14 protein-coding genes and 1 pseudogene are annotated in these 13,178 nt (G+C 64.9%); 6 read left to right on the top strand and 9 right to left on the bottom strand.

Annotated features, from left to right (window positions below; genetic code table 11):
• The first annotated feature begins 221 nt into the window (after positions 1 to 221).
• The 3 genes from PSV33_RS09895 (at position 222) to PSV33_RS09885 (ending at position 2,901) form a co-directional block, all read left to right on the top strand.
• Complete coding sequence (locus PSV33_RS09895) at positions 222 to 1,148, top strand: 2-dehydropantoate 2-reductase (RefSeq protein ID WP_300561089.1); 927 nt, start codon at positions 222 to 224, stop codon at positions 1,146 to 1,148.
• Positions 1,149 to 1,547: 399 nt separating this feature from the next.
• Positions 1,548 to 2,267 (top strand): Crp/Fnr family transcriptional regulator, encoded by a 720-nt coding sequence (locus tag PSV33_RS09890; protein WP_300561087.1) that lies wholly within the window; start codon positions 1,548 to 1,550, stop codon positions 2,265 to 2,267.
• A 226-nt stretch (positions 2,268 to 2,493) separates the two neighbouring features.
• On the top strand, positions 2,494 to 2,901 hold the full coding sequence (locus PSV33_RS09885; protein ID WP_300561086.1) for a hypothetical protein: 408 nt from the start codon (positions 2,494 to 2,496) through the stop codon (positions 2,899 to 2,901).
• Between the two features lie 42 nt (positions 2,902 to 2,943).
• Here the strand turns inward: PSV33_RS09885 and PSV33_RS09880 are convergent, their stop codons facing one another.
• Entirely contained in the window at positions 2,944 to 4,536 is a 1,593-nt protein-coding gene (locus PSV33_RS09880) for an alkaline phosphatase D family protein (protein WP_300561083.1), read from the bottom strand.
• Between the two features lie 146 nt (positions 4,537 to 4,682).
• Between PSV33_RS09880 and PSV33_RS09875 the strand changes: the two are divergent.
• A pseudogene (locus PSV33_RS09875) lies at positions 4,683 to 4,775 on the top strand (2-dehydropantoate 2-reductase); the annotation flags it as partial.
• Positions 4,776 to 4,954: 179 nt separating this feature from the next.
• On the opposite strand, the gene PSV33_RS09870 reads toward PSV33_RS09875, so the two are convergent.
• The 3 genes from PSV33_RS09870 to gstA all read right to left on the bottom strand — a co-directional run bounded on the left by PSV33_RS09870 (position 4,955) and on the right by gstA (position 6,950).
• Positions 4,955 to 5,548 (bottom strand): carboxymuconolactone decarboxylase family protein, encoded by a 594-nt coding sequence (locus tag PSV33_RS09870; protein WP_300561081.1) that lies wholly within the window; start codon positions 5,546 to 5,548, stop codon positions 4,955 to 4,957.
• Positions 5,549 to 5,664: 116 nt separating this feature from the next.
• Entirely contained in the window at positions 5,665 to 6,351 is a 687-nt protein-coding gene (locus tag PSV33_RS09865; RefSeq protein ID WP_300561080.1) for a glutathione S-transferase family protein, read from the bottom strand.
• Positions 6,348 to 6,950: a glutathione transferase GstA gene (gene gstA / locus PSV33_RS09860; RefSeq protein ID WP_300561079.1), complete on the bottom strand. Its 603-nt coding sequence runs from the start codon at positions 6,948 to 6,950 to the stop codon at positions 6,348 to 6,350. Before gstA ends, PSV33_RS09865 begins: the two co-directional genes overlap by 4 nt.
• A 78-nt stretch (positions 6,951 to 7,028) precedes the next feature.
• Between gstA and PSV33_RS09855 the strand changes: the two genes are divergently transcribed.
• The gene (locus PSV33_RS09855) at positions 7,029 to 7,913 is read left to right on the top strand and encodes a LysR family transcriptional regulator (RefSeq protein WP_300561078.1); all 885 of its coding nucleotides are present in this window, start codon (positions 7,029 to 7,031) and stop codon (positions 7,911 to 7,913) included.
• A gap of 17 nt (positions 7,914 to 7,930) precedes the next feature.
• On the opposite strand, the gene PSV33_RS09850 is transcribed toward PSV33_RS09855, so the two are convergent.
• The 3 genes from PSV33_RS09850 to bla all read right to left on the bottom strand — a co-directional run bounded on the left by PSV33_RS09850 (position 7,931) and on the right by bla (position 9,889).
• Positions 7,931 to 8,605, bottom strand: coding sequence for an alpha/beta family hydrolase (locus PSV33_RS09850; protein WP_300561077.1), 675 nt, complete (start codon positions 8,603 to 8,605; stop codon positions 7,931 to 7,933).
• Positions 8,606 to 8,613: 8 nt separating this feature from the next.
• The gene (locus PSV33_RS09845) at positions 8,614 to 8,889 is read right to left on the bottom strand and encodes a YkvA family protein (RefSeq protein WP_300561075.1); all 276 of its coding nucleotides are present in this window, start codon (positions 8,887 to 8,889) and stop codon (positions 8,614 to 8,616) included.
• Between the two features lie 94 nt (positions 8,890 to 8,983).
• Positions 8,984 to 9,889 carry a class A beta-lactamase gene (bla, locus tag PSV33_RS09840; RefSeq protein WP_300561072.1) on the bottom strand — a complete coding sequence of 302 codons (906 nt, stop codon included), beginning with the start codon at positions 9,887 to 9,889 and terminating at the stop codon, positions 8,984 to 8,986.
• Positions 9,890 to 10,012: 123 nt separating this feature from the next.
• On the opposite strand from bla, the gene PSV33_RS09835 reads away from it, so the two are divergent.
• Positions 10,013 to 10,873, top strand: coding sequence for a LysR family transcriptional regulator (locus PSV33_RS09835; RefSeq protein WP_300561070.1), 861 nt, complete (start codon positions 10,013 to 10,015; stop codon positions 10,871 to 10,873).
• Between the two features lie 29 nt (positions 10,874 to 10,902).
• On the opposite strand, the gene PSV33_RS09830 is transcribed toward PSV33_RS09835, so the two are convergent.
• Positions 10,903 to 12,378 carry an RNB domain-containing ribonuclease gene (locus PSV33_RS09830; protein WP_300561068.1) on the bottom strand — a complete coding sequence of 492 codons (1,476 nt, stop codon included), beginning with the start codon at positions 12,376 to 12,378 and terminating at the stop codon, positions 10,903 to 10,905.
• A gap of 233 nt (positions 12,379 to 12,611) precedes the next feature.
• The gene (locus tag PSV33_RS09825; RefSeq protein ID WP_300561324.1) at positions 12,612 to 13,169 is read right to left on the bottom strand and encodes a GNAT family N-acetyltransferase; all 558 of its coding nucleotides are present in this window, start codon (positions 13,167 to 13,169) and stop codon (positions 12,612 to 12,614) included.
• Positions 13,170 to 13,178: the final 9 nt, after the last annotated feature.

Below are 13,178 nucleotides of genomic sequence, written 5' to 3'. Positions count from 1 at the left end.
TGTCTGCCCGCCGCTTTGAAAAGTCGATACACATGCCGGCAGGATAACCTGCCGGCAGCGTGCCGGCAGGGAGAAGGGACAGGGTCACGGCTCTGCCGGCACCATTGCTGAAGGTTTTCTAGAATGGCCATTCCTTCCTCCCCCAGGTTTGCCTTTTTTGCCTTTTCTGCCTTTTCTTCACCTGCCGATCAGGCCAGAAACGCCCCTTCCGAACATCACCCATGACAAACCCCCACCCTTCCCACCGCATGTTCAAGGTCGCCGTCATGGGCGCAGGCGCCGTCGGCTGCTACTACGGCGGCATGCTGGCGCGCGCCGGCCATGAGGTGACCCTGATCGCCCGGCCGCAACACGTGCAAGCCATCACGCGCGACGGCCTGCACATGCAAACCCGGAGTTTTGACGAACAGGTGCGGCTGAGCGCCAGCAGCGATCCCGGTGCGGTGCGGGGCGCGCCGCTGGTGCTGTTTTGCGTCAAGTCCACCGACACCGAAGCCACCGGCGCACTGATACGGCCGCACCTGGCGCCGGACGCGCTGGTGCTGTGCCTGCAAAACGGCGTGGACAACGCGGACAGGCTGCGCGCCGTGCTGCCGCAACATGCCGTGGCAGCCGCCGTGGTTTACGTCGCGACCGAAATGGCTGGCCCCGGCCACGTCAAACACCATGGCCGCGGCGAGCTGGTGATCGAACCCTCCGGCGTCAGCGCGGCCGTGGCGCAGGCCCTGATCGCCGCCGGCGTGCCCACTGAAATCTCCGACAACGTGCGCGGCGCCTTGTGGGCCAAGCTGATCCTCAACTGCGCCTACAACGCCGTCTCGGCCATCACCCAGCTGCCTTATGGCCAGACGGTGGCCGGCGAAGGCGTGCCGGACCTGATGCGCGACGTGGTGGCCGAATGCCTGGCTGTGGCCCGGGCCGAAGGCGTGCAGGTGGCGGGCGACGTGCATGCGGCGGTGGACAAGCTCGCCGCCAGCATGCCGAGCCAGTTTTCATCGACCGCGCAGGACCTGGCACGCGGCAAGCCCACCGAGATTGACTACCTCAACGGGCTGATCGTCAAGCGCGGCGCGGCGCTGGGCGTGGCGACACCGGCGAACCGCGTGTTGTGGTCGCTGGTGAAGTTGATTGAGCGCAAACAGCCCTAGTACTGCAACCCAAAAATATCGAAACATGAAAGCGCGCCTTCGCACCCATGGCAGCGTTGCAATCCTTGCGAAGGCGTACAGCCTTCGCTGCGGCTTGCGCCTTGCCCTGGGCACGAATCCATCACTTTCATTTTGTTTCGCTACTTCCGGGCTGCAGTACTAGTCAGCGCGTGTCTGTTGGCGGGCGATTCGCCTACAGAAAGAGCCGACTCCCGGCCGTTCGCCATCGCACAGACCAGCGGGTGTCACCACCGTATGCTGAAAGCTGAGGCCGTCCAGCTGCCATCTCGGCAAGCTGAGAAGACAGGCTCATCACATGGTTCTGTATTGTTTATGCCTTCACCCCAAACAAAGCCGCTCCGGACTTCTTCCTCGCCAAACGCACATGCGAAGGCGGTGGTGGCCAGTTCGAGCGAAATAAAACTCAATCGTCTGCTCGCCGCTTTGCCCGACGCGCAGCTCAAGGCCTGGTTGCCGCATCTGGAGCTGTTCGAGATGCCGCTCGGCGAGGTGCTTTATGAATCCGGAAAAGTCGAGCACTACGTCTATTTTCCGACCTCGTCCATCGTGTCGCTGCTGTACGTCATGAAAAATGGCGACTCGGCCGAGATTGCGGTGGTCGGCAATGAGGGCATTGTCGGCATCGCGCTCTTCATGGGAGGAAACACCACGCCAAGCCGGGCCGTGGTGCAAAGCGGCGGCAAGGGCTATCGCCTGAAAGCAAAGTTCATGAAGGACGAGTTTGACAAGGCCGGGCCGGTGACGAATCTACTGCTGCGTTATACCCAGGCGCTGATCACGCAGATGTCGCAAACGGCCGTCTGCAACCGCCACCACTCCCTGGACGAACAGCTGTGCCGGTGGCTGCTGCTAAGCCTGGACCGCTTGCCTGGCAACGAACTTGTGATGACCCAGGAGTTGATTGCCAACATGCTGGGCGTGCGCCGGGTCGGCGTCACGGAAGCGGCGCTCAAGGTGCAGGAGGCCGGGCTGATCAGCTACGCCCGCGGCCGCATCAAGGTGCTGGACCGAAAGGGACTGGAGCAGCGTTCCTGCGAGTGTTACCAGGTCGTCAAGGACGAATACGACCGCTTGCTGCCGATGGAGATGGCCAGCTAGGCGCAAAGCCGGCCGTGTGATGCCGTCAACTGCTTCCCGTCCTGCGCATCCAGACGGCGTGACGTCCTACATATTTATTCATTTTTTTCGGCTAAGTCCGGTACCGGACCGACCGTCGTCTTTGAAACTTCTATAAACGACCCAAGGCAGTGGCGTACCGAGCCTCGGTCGCATTAGCGCCTTACCGTCGCTGCAGCGTTATGCAGCCAATTCCGCAGGTTCCCGCATGAAGCGAACAGCCTCTTTGCCCACCAGACAGATGCGAAATCTTGCGCACAAAGCTCTCAAGGCGCTCGGTTTCGTCAACCTCGATCTCCTGTTCACGGCGCCTCATCCCTTGCCGGTCACACTCGCTCCAGCGGCGCAATTGCAGGCGCAGGACAACACCGGCTTGCCAGAAGAAGCCGATTCCGCTGCACAGGGGTCGGCATGCCGTTTGCAGATTCCGTTCGGGGACTGGGACATCCTGTTCCAGGCGGTCCAGTCGCGGCTCAGAAAAACCGTGGGCGAGCACCTCGCGTCATCTCCGTCGCTGCAAGCCGACGATGCCGCCGCCCATCTTCAGGTAGTGGTCCTCGATTGCGTGGCGGCCATGGAGCAACTGCGCACGGCATTGACGCCGGAACACGCGTAGCGCGGGCAGACCGGGGGCGTCCCGGCCTGCCGTTGGCGCAGGTCAGCTTCGCTGCGGTGCCAGTGTCTTGGTGTAAAGCGACGCGCCGGCCAGGTCTTTCAAGGTGACTGTCATGGCCCGGGTTTTGGCATCGATGTCCACCTGGCCGAAAAACTGCATGCCGTTGGTGGGCGGCGCATTCACCTCGTTCGGGGCTTTCTGGTACATCACCTGCATGCCGAAGGTGGCGTCGGTCTTGTTGGGACCGAAACCACCGGCGTTGAGCGGACCCGATACAAACTCCCAGAATGGCGCGAAGTCACTGAAGCTGGCTTTGGCCGGATCAAAATAATGCGCAGCGGTGTAGTGCACATCGGCGGTCAGCCACACCACGTTCCTGATGCCGGCGCGCTTGATCTCGCGCAGCAGGCGGGCAATTTCAATTTCGCGGCCCAGGGGTGCGCCGTCGTCGCCGTTGGCACTGGCTTCCCAGCGCTCGCGCCCGTCGGCGTCCTTGCCGTCGCCCACCTGCAGGCTGATGGGCATGTCGGCCGCAATCACTTTCCAGACCGATTTGGAACGCTTCAGGCCGTCGAGCAGCCAGGCGATCTGCGGGCGGCCCATGAAGGCGCTTTCGTCGGTCTCGCCGGTCTGCAGGTTGTGGGTGTTCGGGCCACGGTAGCTGCGCATGTCGACCACAAACATGTCCAGCAGCGGGCCCTGCGGCAGATGGCGGTAGACACGCTCGCTTTCCACGTCGGCGGTGCGGCGCAGGGGCGCAAATTCATGAAAGGCCTTGGTGGCGCGCGCCACCATCAAGGGCACGTTCTTTTCGGTGTAACGCTTGTCGGCACCGAGGTCCTTGGAGTCTGACCAGTTGTTGAACACCTCGTGGTCATCCCATTGCCAGATCTGCGGCACTTCCGCCGCCATGCGGCGCACATTGGCGTCCATCAGGTTGTAGCGATAGCGGCCGCGGTATTCGTCGAGTGTTTCTGCCACCTTGCTGACCTCTTCGGTGACGACGTTGTTCCAGAGGGAGCCGTCAGCGAGCTTGACCTGGGCCTGGATCGGACCATCGGCGTAAATCGTGTCACCGCAATGCAGGAAAAAGTCAGGGTTGACCTTTCGCATCTGCTCGTAGATTTTCATGCCACCCCAGGCCTCGTTGATGCCCCAGCCTTGCCCCGCTGTATCGCCACTCCAGGTGAAACGCACGTCGCGCGCAGCCTTGGCCCCGGTGCTGGCGGGCAGGCGCAGGTGGCCGGCCACGGGTTCAGACAACACACGCTCGTTATGCAGGTCCTGCAGCACCACCCGGTAAAAAATCTCCTGGCCGGCTGGCAGGCCGGCCAGGTCCACACGGCCGGTGAAGTCGGTGTCGCCCATCAGGTAGGGGCCGCGCACCCGCGTGGCGTTTGCAAAACTGGCGGTTGTGGCCCACTCCAGCCAAAGGCGCGAAGGCCGGTCGCTGCGAGTCCAGACAATGGCGCCGTCAGACTTCGGATCACCACTTTGAATGCCATGAGCCATCTGGGGTCGCATGGCGTCTCGCGTGATGACGGCGGGGGCGGTCTGCGCCAGGGCAAGGCCGGGCAGCGCAAGGGTCGAGGTTCCCAAGACGGCGCTTGAATTCAGGAATGTGCGGCGATCCATGATGTTTCTCCAGAAGTAAGGTGCAGAAGCCCGTACTGTTTGGGAGCAACATGTCAGCGCCATGAAATTTTCATTGAAAAGCGTCCGGCGTTGCCGCGCCACAGCAGGCCCCCGCACCAACCACTCACGGATGGGCCGCCTGCTTCAACGGGCTGATCGTCGGGCGCGGCGGAGCCCTGGGCGTGGCAACGCCGGCGAACCGGGTGTTGTGGGGGCTGGTGAAGTTGATGGAGAGAAAGCTGGCGGGTATGCCCGTTGCCATCCAGGCGCCGCAGGCCGGAAGAGGGTTTGTACAAATCGGGTTTTATGGCACGCAGCGCCTCAGCAGCCAGGCCTTTGGCTACATCGGTGTGGCTGCGGAGGCGCGGCGCGGCTGGTGTTCTGAGGCCGGCCACCTACGCGCGGCGGGCTGCGTGAATCAGCGGTGCTTGCCGGCTTCCCAGCCCACGCTACCAATCGCGCGCTCGGCCACTTCCACGGCCAGCGGCTCCAGCGCCGTCGCCATGGTGTCGTTCCAGCGGTTGAGGTAACCGAACAGCGCGATGGCTGCCACGATCTCGACGATCTGTTCGTCGTTGTAGTGTTTCTTGAGTTCGTCAAAGTCGGCGCTCGACGCTTCGTTGGGGACCGCACCGGCCTTGAGCGCCAGGCTGATGGCGGCGCGTTCGGCGGGGCTGAACAGCGCGCTGTTCTCGAAATCCCACAGCGCTGCGATCTTGGCGTCCGACGCCTTGTAGATGCTGGCCAGGTTGGTCATGTGCGACTGGCAGTACAGGCAACCGGCGGCATAACTGCTGGCCAGGCTCACCAGCATCTTGGTTTCTTCCGGGACCGTGCCTTCGTACAACACCGCCTGGTTCAGCGCCATGAAGGCCCGCACGATGTTGGGCCGCCGCACCATGGTCATGATGCTGTTGGGCGTGAAACCGCGGGTCTTCTTGTAATGCTCGAAGCGCTCGCGGATGTCGTCTTCCTTGATGTCGGCGAGGGGGACGGGGGAGAGATGGGGCATGGTGGACCTGAAAGTGAAAAGTGCTGCCCAGTTTAGATGGATAAAGGGGCGGCCCTAAAATCAGGCCCGCGCCCGCAGGTGCGGACCTTCCCCCTGCGAACCTGTCCGTCACATGGCTACACCCGGGCGGGGGCGATGCGCCGCGCCAGCTCGCTGCCGCGAGTGCGCAGGAAGGCCAGCAAACGCTGCGGATAGTCGGCCGCCACCGCCTGTTGGACAGAAGGCCGCGCCGCCAGGGCGATGCGCCAGCGCTGCATGCGCGGCAAGTTTTCCAGCCAGCCGGCTTCACCGCAGACCTCGAAGGCGTCGAGGTAGCGAAACACCGGCGCAAACACCGCATCCACCATGCTGAAGCCTGTGCCCGAAAAATACGGCCCGTCTGCACTGAGTTCGGCTTCCAGTTGTGTGAAACGCTGCTGCAGCTCGGTCCGCCGCGCCTGCAGCGAGGCCGCATCGGGCGCCGTGTAGAAGCCCCCCACGGTGGCCAGCATTGCCGAGCCGAATTCCATCCACGCGCGATGCCGCGCGCGGTCCAGCGGCTGGCTCGGGTGCAGCGGCGGGCCGTTGGTTTCTTCCAGGTATTCACAGATCACGGCGGACTCAAACACCGCCGTGTTGTCCGTGAGCAGCACCGGCGTCTTGCCGAGCGGCGACACGGCGAGAAACCAGGCGGGTTTGGCCGCCAGGTTCACGTCGCGCCGCGCAAAGGGCACGCCTTTTTCCAGCAGCACGATGGCTGCGCGCTGCACATAAGGGCACAGCGCGTGGCTGACCAGTGTCAGGGGGGGAGCCTGCGCGCTCATGCAAGCACCAGGCCTTCTGCCTTCAGCGCAGCCTGCACCGCAGGCCGCTGGGCGATGCGTTGCAGGTAGGCCTGCACGCGCGGGAACGGTGACAGATCCATCCTGAAGAACTGGCCCCAGCCCAGAATGGTGAAGGCGTAGGCGTCAACCACCGAAAAGCCATGGCCGGCCAGCCAGTCCCGTTGGGCCAGGTGGCGCTCAACGGTGCCGAAGCGCCGCAAGAGCTTCACGACGACCGCTTCGCGCGTTGTCGCGTCGATCGCCGGGTTGAAGAGCGGGCCGAAGCCCTTGTGCAGCTCGGTGGCGATAAAGGCCAGCCATTCCAGTGCTTCCAGGCGGGCCGGCGAGCCGTGGGCCGGCAGCAGGTGGTGGTTCTCGCCCACCCACTGCAGCAGGGCGGCAGCCTCGGTGTGGCGGCTGCCATCGTCGAGTTCGAGCACAGGCACATAGCCGCGCGGGTTGATCTGGTCGAAGTCCTCGCCGCTCCCGGTGCACCGCCCGGCCAGGTCCACGCGGATGAGTTGCGGCGCCAGTCCGGCTTCCCGGCAGGCTATATGCACAGCCTGCGAACAGGCCCCGGGGGTGTAGTAAAGCTTCATGAAAGTCCTTTCAATCAAATGAGGTGGCGTGACTTTATGATTGCGGGAGCGCAAAGAAAATACGCAAGAAAGAAATTCATGATTGCAAAACTGCAATACAAACTCACCGCCTCCGACCTGGAGCTGCTACTCGCCCTGGTGCGTGGCGGCACGCTGGCACAGGCGGGAACGCGGCTGGGCGCGGACGCCTCCACCGTGTTCCGGGCGGTCCAACGGATCGAAAAAGGCCTGAGCCAGCGCCTGTTTGAACGTTCGCGCCAGGGCTACCTGCCAACAGACGCCATGCACGCCATCGCCCTGCATGCCGAGCGCATTGAGGCGGAGCTGGAAGCGGCGCGCGCGGCCACCCTGCGCGGCGGCGACGACGTGTCGGGCCGGGTGCGCGTGACCACGGTGGACGCGGTGCTGCGCGGTCTGGTGCTGCCCTGCCTGCCCGCGCTGGCCGCCCGCCACCCGCTGCTGCAACTGGAACTGCACACTACCAACGAACTCATGAGCCTGTCGCGGCGCGACGCCGATCTGGCGCTGCGCGCGACCACCGGCAAACCACCCGACCACCTGATCGGGCGCCTGCTGGGCCACATGAACTTTGCCGTCTGCGCGGGCAAGGCCCTGCCGCCCGCCCTGCGAAAACGGCCGTTGGGGCAGCAGGACTGGATCGCCCCCGACCAGGCCATGCCGCAGCATCCCTCGGTGGTATGGCGCCGCAAGGCCCTGCCCAAAGTTGCGCCGCGCCACCTGATGGACAGCATTACCAGCGTGGTCGATGCCATCCGCTCGGGCCTGGGGGTCGGTGCAATCCCTGTTTTCATGCTGCCGCTGGAACCGCAGCTTGTGCAGATCAGCGAACCGCTGCAGGGCTGCGTTTCCGACTTGTGGCTGCTGGCGCATCCGGAGTCCCGGCACCTGCGGCGGATTGCTGCGGTGTACGACCATTTCGCCACGCACATCCGGCCGTCCTGAGGGGTGACGAGGAGAAGCTAGCGGGCTTTCATCCAGCTGGCCATGGTGTCCAAGAGTTCGCCATGCACCTGGGCATCGTTGCGGCCCGAGCGCATCAGCACATGAAACGCGTGGTCGGCACCTTCGACGATGTGCAGGGTGGCGCGTTTTCCAAGCCTGGCAGTGGTGCCGTGAATCAAGTCGAGATCGGCCAGGCCATCGCGCGTTCCCTGCAGAAACAGCATTGGCGTGCTGATGTCTGACAGGTGCGCGGCGCGCTCGGTCGACGGCTTGCCGGCCGGGTGCAGCGGAAATCCCATCAGCACGATGCCCCGCACGCCAGGCAGGGGCTCTGCCGCCTGCGCCTGCGTGGCCATGCGCCCGCCAAAAGATTTGCCGCCGGCAAACAATGGCAGCCCGGGCAACTGTCTGGACGCCTGCGCGACGGCTGCCCGGATGCCCGCATGGGCAATGGCCGGTGAGTCCGGGCGTTTTGAGCCTTGCTCCATGAAGGGAAAGTTGAAACGCAGGGTGGCGATGCCGCGCTCTGCCAACCCTTGCGCGATCGCTGCCATGAAGATGTGGTTCATGCCCGCGCCGGCGCCGTGCGCGAAGACATAACAGGCCTGGGCCTTGTCGGGGGCCTGCAGCAGGCCGGAGGTGCTGCTGCCTGAAGGGAGGGCGATGCGCAGTGGGGAAGGGCCGGCGGGCATGGCGACGCTCAGGCGGCGCGGTCTTTGGGTGCGGGGCTGGCCAGCTCGGGCGGCAGACGTTTGAGCAGCCAGTGGATCGCCAGCGGCACCAGCACCAGGTCGTCCGCAATGCCAAGAAAAGGCAGCATGTCCGGGATGAGGTCAATGGGGGAGAACAGATACAGCGCAATCGCCGCCGTGCCCCATTTGAGCCAGGCGGGCGCCTGCGGGTGGCGTAACGCAAACCATAGCTGACGTGCATCGCCGCGCAGCAGCACCCACAGCAGGGTCAGGCGTTTGAACATGAAATCTCCTTGGGTGGACGCAGCCCCGGCGGGCTGCTTCCATGCAGATGGCGCTGTTTGCCTTTGCTGCAAGAGCTTTCACAGGGCGTTACATTCAGCCCGAAGAGCTCACCAGCGTCGCCACCAGCTGACCCACCTGCACAATCGCGCGGTCACGTATCGGCGGCTCTGCTTGGGTCTGGGTCAGGTAGGCCGTCACCAGAATGGGTGCCCGGCCCGGTGGCCAGAAAATACCGATGTCGTTGTTGCTGCCGTAGGCGCCGCCGCCGGTTTTGTCGCCCACGCGCCAGCCCGCGGGCAGCAGCGCACGCAATTTGCGGTCACCGGTTTTGTTGTCCAGCAGCCAGCGCGTGATCTGCGCGCGCGAGGCGGTCGAGAGCGCCGTGCCCAGCAGAATTTTCTGCATGCTCTGCAGCATGGCCTGGGGTGTGGTGGTGTCGCGCGGGTCGCCAGGCGTGGATTCGTTCAGCTCTGGCGCTATCCGGTCCAGCCGCGTGATGTCATCACCCAGGCTGCGCATATAGGCTGTCAGCCCCGGCGGTCCGCCCATCTCCTTCAGCATCAGATTGGCAGCGGCGTTGTCGCTCAGGGTGATGGTGGCTTCGCACAGCTCTGCCAGTGTCATCGGCAGGCCGCCGACACGGGGCTTGGTGGCAGGTGAGTGTTGAATGATGTCAGACGCACGCACGGTGATGCGCCTGTCCAGTTGCTCCTGCCCCTGGTCCACCCGCGAGAGCACCTGGGCTGCAGCCAGAAACTTGAAGGTGCTGCACATGGGAAAACGTTCTGCTCCCCGGTAAGCGTAGCTGGCGCCGGAATGGGTATCGAGCATCGCTGCCCCGAGGCGGCCAGCGCTGGCGCTTTCTATCTGCCGCAAGGCCTGCTCGAAACGGCTGGCCTGCGCAGCGTTGACTGGGGCGCCAAGGCTGCGCGCGCAGCCGCTGGCGAGAAGGGTGGTGGCGGCCAGGCCGGCCGCTTGAATCAATTGACGTCTATGCATGTTTTCCTTGGGGGTTGGGGTTGAAAGGACCTGATGATCCATTGGCTGGCCCCGCTGCACAAACGGTAATAATCTGGCTTTAACCCAAGAAAAACTTGGCCTTACCGCCTCCGTCCGCTCATCATGCACCTGCCCCTGAATGCCTTGCGCGCCTTTGAGGTGTCTGCCCGCCATCTCAGTTTTACCCGGGCCGCCCTGGAACTCAATGTCTCGCAGGCGGCCGTGAGCCAGCATGTGAAAAATCTGGAAGACAGGCTCAAGGTGCCGCTGTTCCGCCGGCTTCCCCGTGGCCTGGCCCTGACCGATGAAGGGCTGGCCCTGCTGCCCGTGCTGGCCCAGTCGTTCGAGCGCATCGGCCAGGTGCTGGACCAGTTTGACGACGGGCGCGCCCGTGAAGTGCTGACCGTGGGTGTGGTCGGCACCTTCGCCGTGGGCTGGCTGATTCCGCGGCTGCGCGACTTTCAGCTGCGCCACCCCTTTGTGGATTTCCGCCTGTTCACCAACAACAACCGGGTCGACATCGCCGGGGAAGGCCTGGACTACGCGATCCGGTTTGGTGACGGCGCCTGGCACGGCACCGAAGCGCAGGCCCTGCTGGCGGCGCCGCTTTCACCCATGTGTACCCCCGCCCTGGGTGCGCTGCTGCAGGCGCCGGATGACCTGGCGGGCCAGGTGCTGCTGCGTTCGTACCGGGCCGACGAGTGGGTGCAATGGTTCGCGGCGGCGGGGTCAGCCTGCCCCGTGCTGCGCGGCGCTGTGTTCGACTCCTCATTGACCATGGCGGAAGCCGCTGCCCAGGGGGCGGGGATTGCCCTGCTGCCGGTGCGCATGTTTGCGCGGGAGCTGCAGCAGGGCAGGCTGGTACGGCCCTTTGCGGCAGAGGTCAGCAATGGCCGCTACTGGCTGACCCGGCTGAAGTCACGGCCGGTAACACAGGCCATGCTGGCGTTTAATGCCTGGCTGCTGGAGGCTGGCGCCCGGTGAGCGTCGGTTGCGGTTCCGCGCACAGGCGCTCAGGCCCGCTCAAAGTCGATAAAACTTCGTTCCGCGTTCACCGCCACCAGCCTGACACGCGCCGTGTCGCCCACGTCCAGCCCTTCAAAACCCTGCACCACCCGGCCTTCGAGCAGCGGGCTGCTGATGCGCACAAACGTGCCCTTGGCTGCCGCACCAGTGACGATGGCGTCGAACACATCGCCGGTGCGCCCCTGCAGCAGCCAGGCGCCTGCGGCTTTCAGCACCTGGCGCTCCACCTTGCTGGCGTTGTCTTCCTGCAAGGTGCAGTGTTTCGCGATCTCGGTCAGTTGCTCGGCGGAGTAGGGCGGCGGCTCACCGGCCAGCGCCGCCTTGAGCAGGCGCTGCGTCACCAGGTCGGGAAAGCGGCGGTTCGGCGCGGTCGAATGGGCGTAGTCGTTGATGGCCAGGCCGAAGTGGCCTTGTCCGTTGCTGCCCGCTTTGGCTGCGGCCGGATCAACCGCCGGTGCCGCCACATACTCGCCTGAGCCCAGCATCTTCACCACGGCCAGCGACAGATCAGCAAAGCCCGCAGGGTCGGCCGCGCGTCGCGCGCCCAGGAAGCCATCCAGCGCCAGCGCATCAGGCAGCGCGGGCAGGGCCACGCCATGGCTTGCGGCGAGCGCAACGATGCGGTCCCAGCGGCGCGGCGCCTGCAGAAACCGGCGTATCGAGGGGAAGCCCTGGTCCACCAGAAAACGCGCCGTGGCGCCGTTGGTCGCAATCATCACGTCGGCGATCAAATCCTTGGCGCGGTTTTTCTCGTCAGGCTGCAGGTCCACCAGCTGCCCGCCCTGGAACACCGGCCGGGCAGCGATGGTGTTGACATTGAGCGCGCCGCGCGACTGGCGCCATAAGCGCAGCTTGCCGGCCAGCGTGTCGTGCAAACGCACCTGCTCCTCCAGCCCCGGTACGCTGGCCATCTGCGGCGGCGCTGCGGCCGTGCCATCCAGCCAGGCCGACACACCGTCGTAAGTCAGCTTGGCGCGGTTCAGCACCACTGCGCGGTAGACGCTGGATTCGGACACCGTGCCGTCTGCGGCGACCCGCATGTCCACCACCACGGCCAGCCGGTCCCGGCCTTCGTGCAATGAACTCAGGTCGGTGGAGAGCAGCTCGGGCAACATGGGAAAGATGCCTGCCGCCGTGTACACCGAGGTGGTGTTGGCACCCGCATGGCCATCGACCGCGCCACCGGGCCGCACCAGGCAATCGACGTCAGCCACCGCCACCAGCAGGCGCGTTGCGCCGCCAGCCAGCGGCTCGGCCACGCTGAGCTGGTCCAGGTCGCGCGTGTCGTCGTTGTCGATCGAGAACCAGGTCAGCTGCCGCAGGTCGCGGATATCGCCGCCGCGTTCCGGGCCCGTGTGGCGAGCCGCTTCGGCTTCCTGCAAGGCCTGCGGAGAAAAAGCGGGAAGCAGGCCGCGCGAGCGCATGGCTTCGACGGCGAGTTGGTGGAGGTGGGTGGGGTCCATGGCAGTTGGTGAGTGAGATGGGCTGACTGTACCGGCTGGTGTGCCGTCCCGTTTCGCTGCGCTGAGGATCCTTGGAATGAGACGCCTGACCCGGTTGTCAGGTGCTATCGTTTAAATAGCTTGCCGGGCTTTCCCTATAAGGGCTGGCGGCCATTTTTTCCATGAAACAGAAATACGACAAACCCGCTTTGGCGGGTGCCCGGCCGTTCTGCGGTGTGGAGAATCAAGGTGCCTTACAGGGACCAGCACGTGCGGGACAGGCGGTACACGCAGCAGCGCCTTTCGGGGCTGTCAGCGGAAAAGGCGTGGTGGTCGAATTCGTCGGCCACGCTTTCCTGCATGCCCAGACGCTGCATGACAGCTTGCGAGCGGGTGTTGCGCAGGGTGGTCACCGCGACGATCTCTTCCAGGCCCACTGACTCGAAGCCGGCCCGCAACGCCAGGCGCGCAGCTTCGGTGGCCAGGCCCAGGCCCCAAAACCGCGGCGCGAGTCGCCAGCCCACTTCCACGCAGGGGCCGAAGGGCAGTTCCGGGTCGGGAATGTTGAGGCCGGTGAAGCCAGCGAAGCTTGGCGCCGGTGCGCCTTCAGCCAGGTAGTCCATGGCCCAGAACCCCCAGCCGCGCTGGTTGAGCTTCTGCATGGCCCGGTCTACCCAGGCGTCGCTTTCTTCGCGGCTAAGCGTTGCCGGAAAGTGCCGCATGACTTCGGGGTCGGCCGTCATGGCAGCAAACGGCTCGCGGTCGGCCTCTTTCCACGGGCGCAGCTGGATGCGCGGGCTGGCCAGCAGCATGGGTGCGAT

Origin of the sequence: Polaromonas sp. (genome assembly GCF_029945895.1) — a bacterium.
In the GTDB taxonomy this organism is placed as follows: Bacteria; Pseudomonadota; Gammaproteobacteria; order Burkholderiales; family Burkholderiaceae_C; genus Polaromonas.
The sequence above is the reverse complement of the archived record's forward strand: the minus strand, read 5'-3'. Positions and strand labels throughout refer to the sequence as shown.

What these genes read in the sequence shown, in the direction of transcription:
- PSV33_RS09895 (WP_300561089.1), top strand. Translation starts at nt 222, where the DNA reads ATGACAAACCCCCACCCTTCCCACCGCATGTTCAAGGTCGCCGTCATG.
- PSV33_RS09885 (WP_300561086.1), top strand. Translation starts at nt 2,494, where the DNA reads ATGAAGCGAACAGCCTCTTTGCCCACCAGACAGATGCGAAATCTTGCG.
- PSV33_RS09880 (WP_300561083.1), bottom strand. Translation starts at nt 4,536, where the DNA reads ATGGATCGCCGCACATTCCTGAATTCAAGCGCCGTCTTGGGAACCTCG.
- PSV33_RS09870 (WP_300561081.1), bottom strand. Translation starts at nt 5,548, where the DNA reads ATGCCCCATCTCTCCCCCGTCCCCCTCGCCGACATCAAGGAAGACGAC.
- PSV33_RS09865 (WP_300561080.1), bottom strand. Translation starts at nt 6,351, where the DNA reads ATGAGCGCGCAGGCTCCCCCCCTGACACTGGTCAGCCACGCGCTGTGC.
- gstA (WP_300561079.1), bottom strand. Translation starts at nt 6,950, where the DNA reads ATGAAGCTTTACTACACCCCCGGGGCCTGTTCGCAGGCTGTGCATATA.
- PSV33_RS09855 (WP_300561078.1), top strand. Translation starts at nt 7,029, where the DNA reads ATGATTGCAAAACTGCAATACAAACTCACCGCCTCCGACCTGGAGCTG.
- PSV33_RS09850 (WP_300561077.1), bottom strand. Translation starts at nt 8,605, where the DNA reads ATGCCCGCCGGCCCTTCCCCACTGCGCATCGCCCTCCCTTCAGGCAGC.
- PSV33_RS09845 (WP_300561075.1), bottom strand. Translation starts at nt 8,889, where the DNA reads ATGTTCAAACGCCTGACCCTGCTGTGGGTGCTGCTGCGCGGCGATGCA.
- bla (WP_300561072.1), bottom strand. Translation starts at nt 9,889, where the DNA reads ATGCATAGACGTCAATTGATTCAAGCGGCCGGCCTGGCCGCCACCACC.
- PSV33_RS09835 (WP_300561070.1), top strand. Translation starts at nt 10,013, where the DNA reads ATGCACCTGCCCCTGAATGCCTTGCGCGCCTTTGAGGTGTCTGCCCGC.
- PSV33_RS09830 (WP_300561068.1), bottom strand. Translation starts at nt 12,378, where the DNA reads ATGGACCCCACCCACCTCCACCAACTCGCCGTCGAAGCCATGCGCTCG.
- PSV33_RS09825 (WP_300561324.1), bottom strand. Translation starts at nt 13,169, where the DNA reads ATGCTGCTGGCCAGCCCGCGCATCCAGCTGCGCCCGTGGAAAGAGGCC.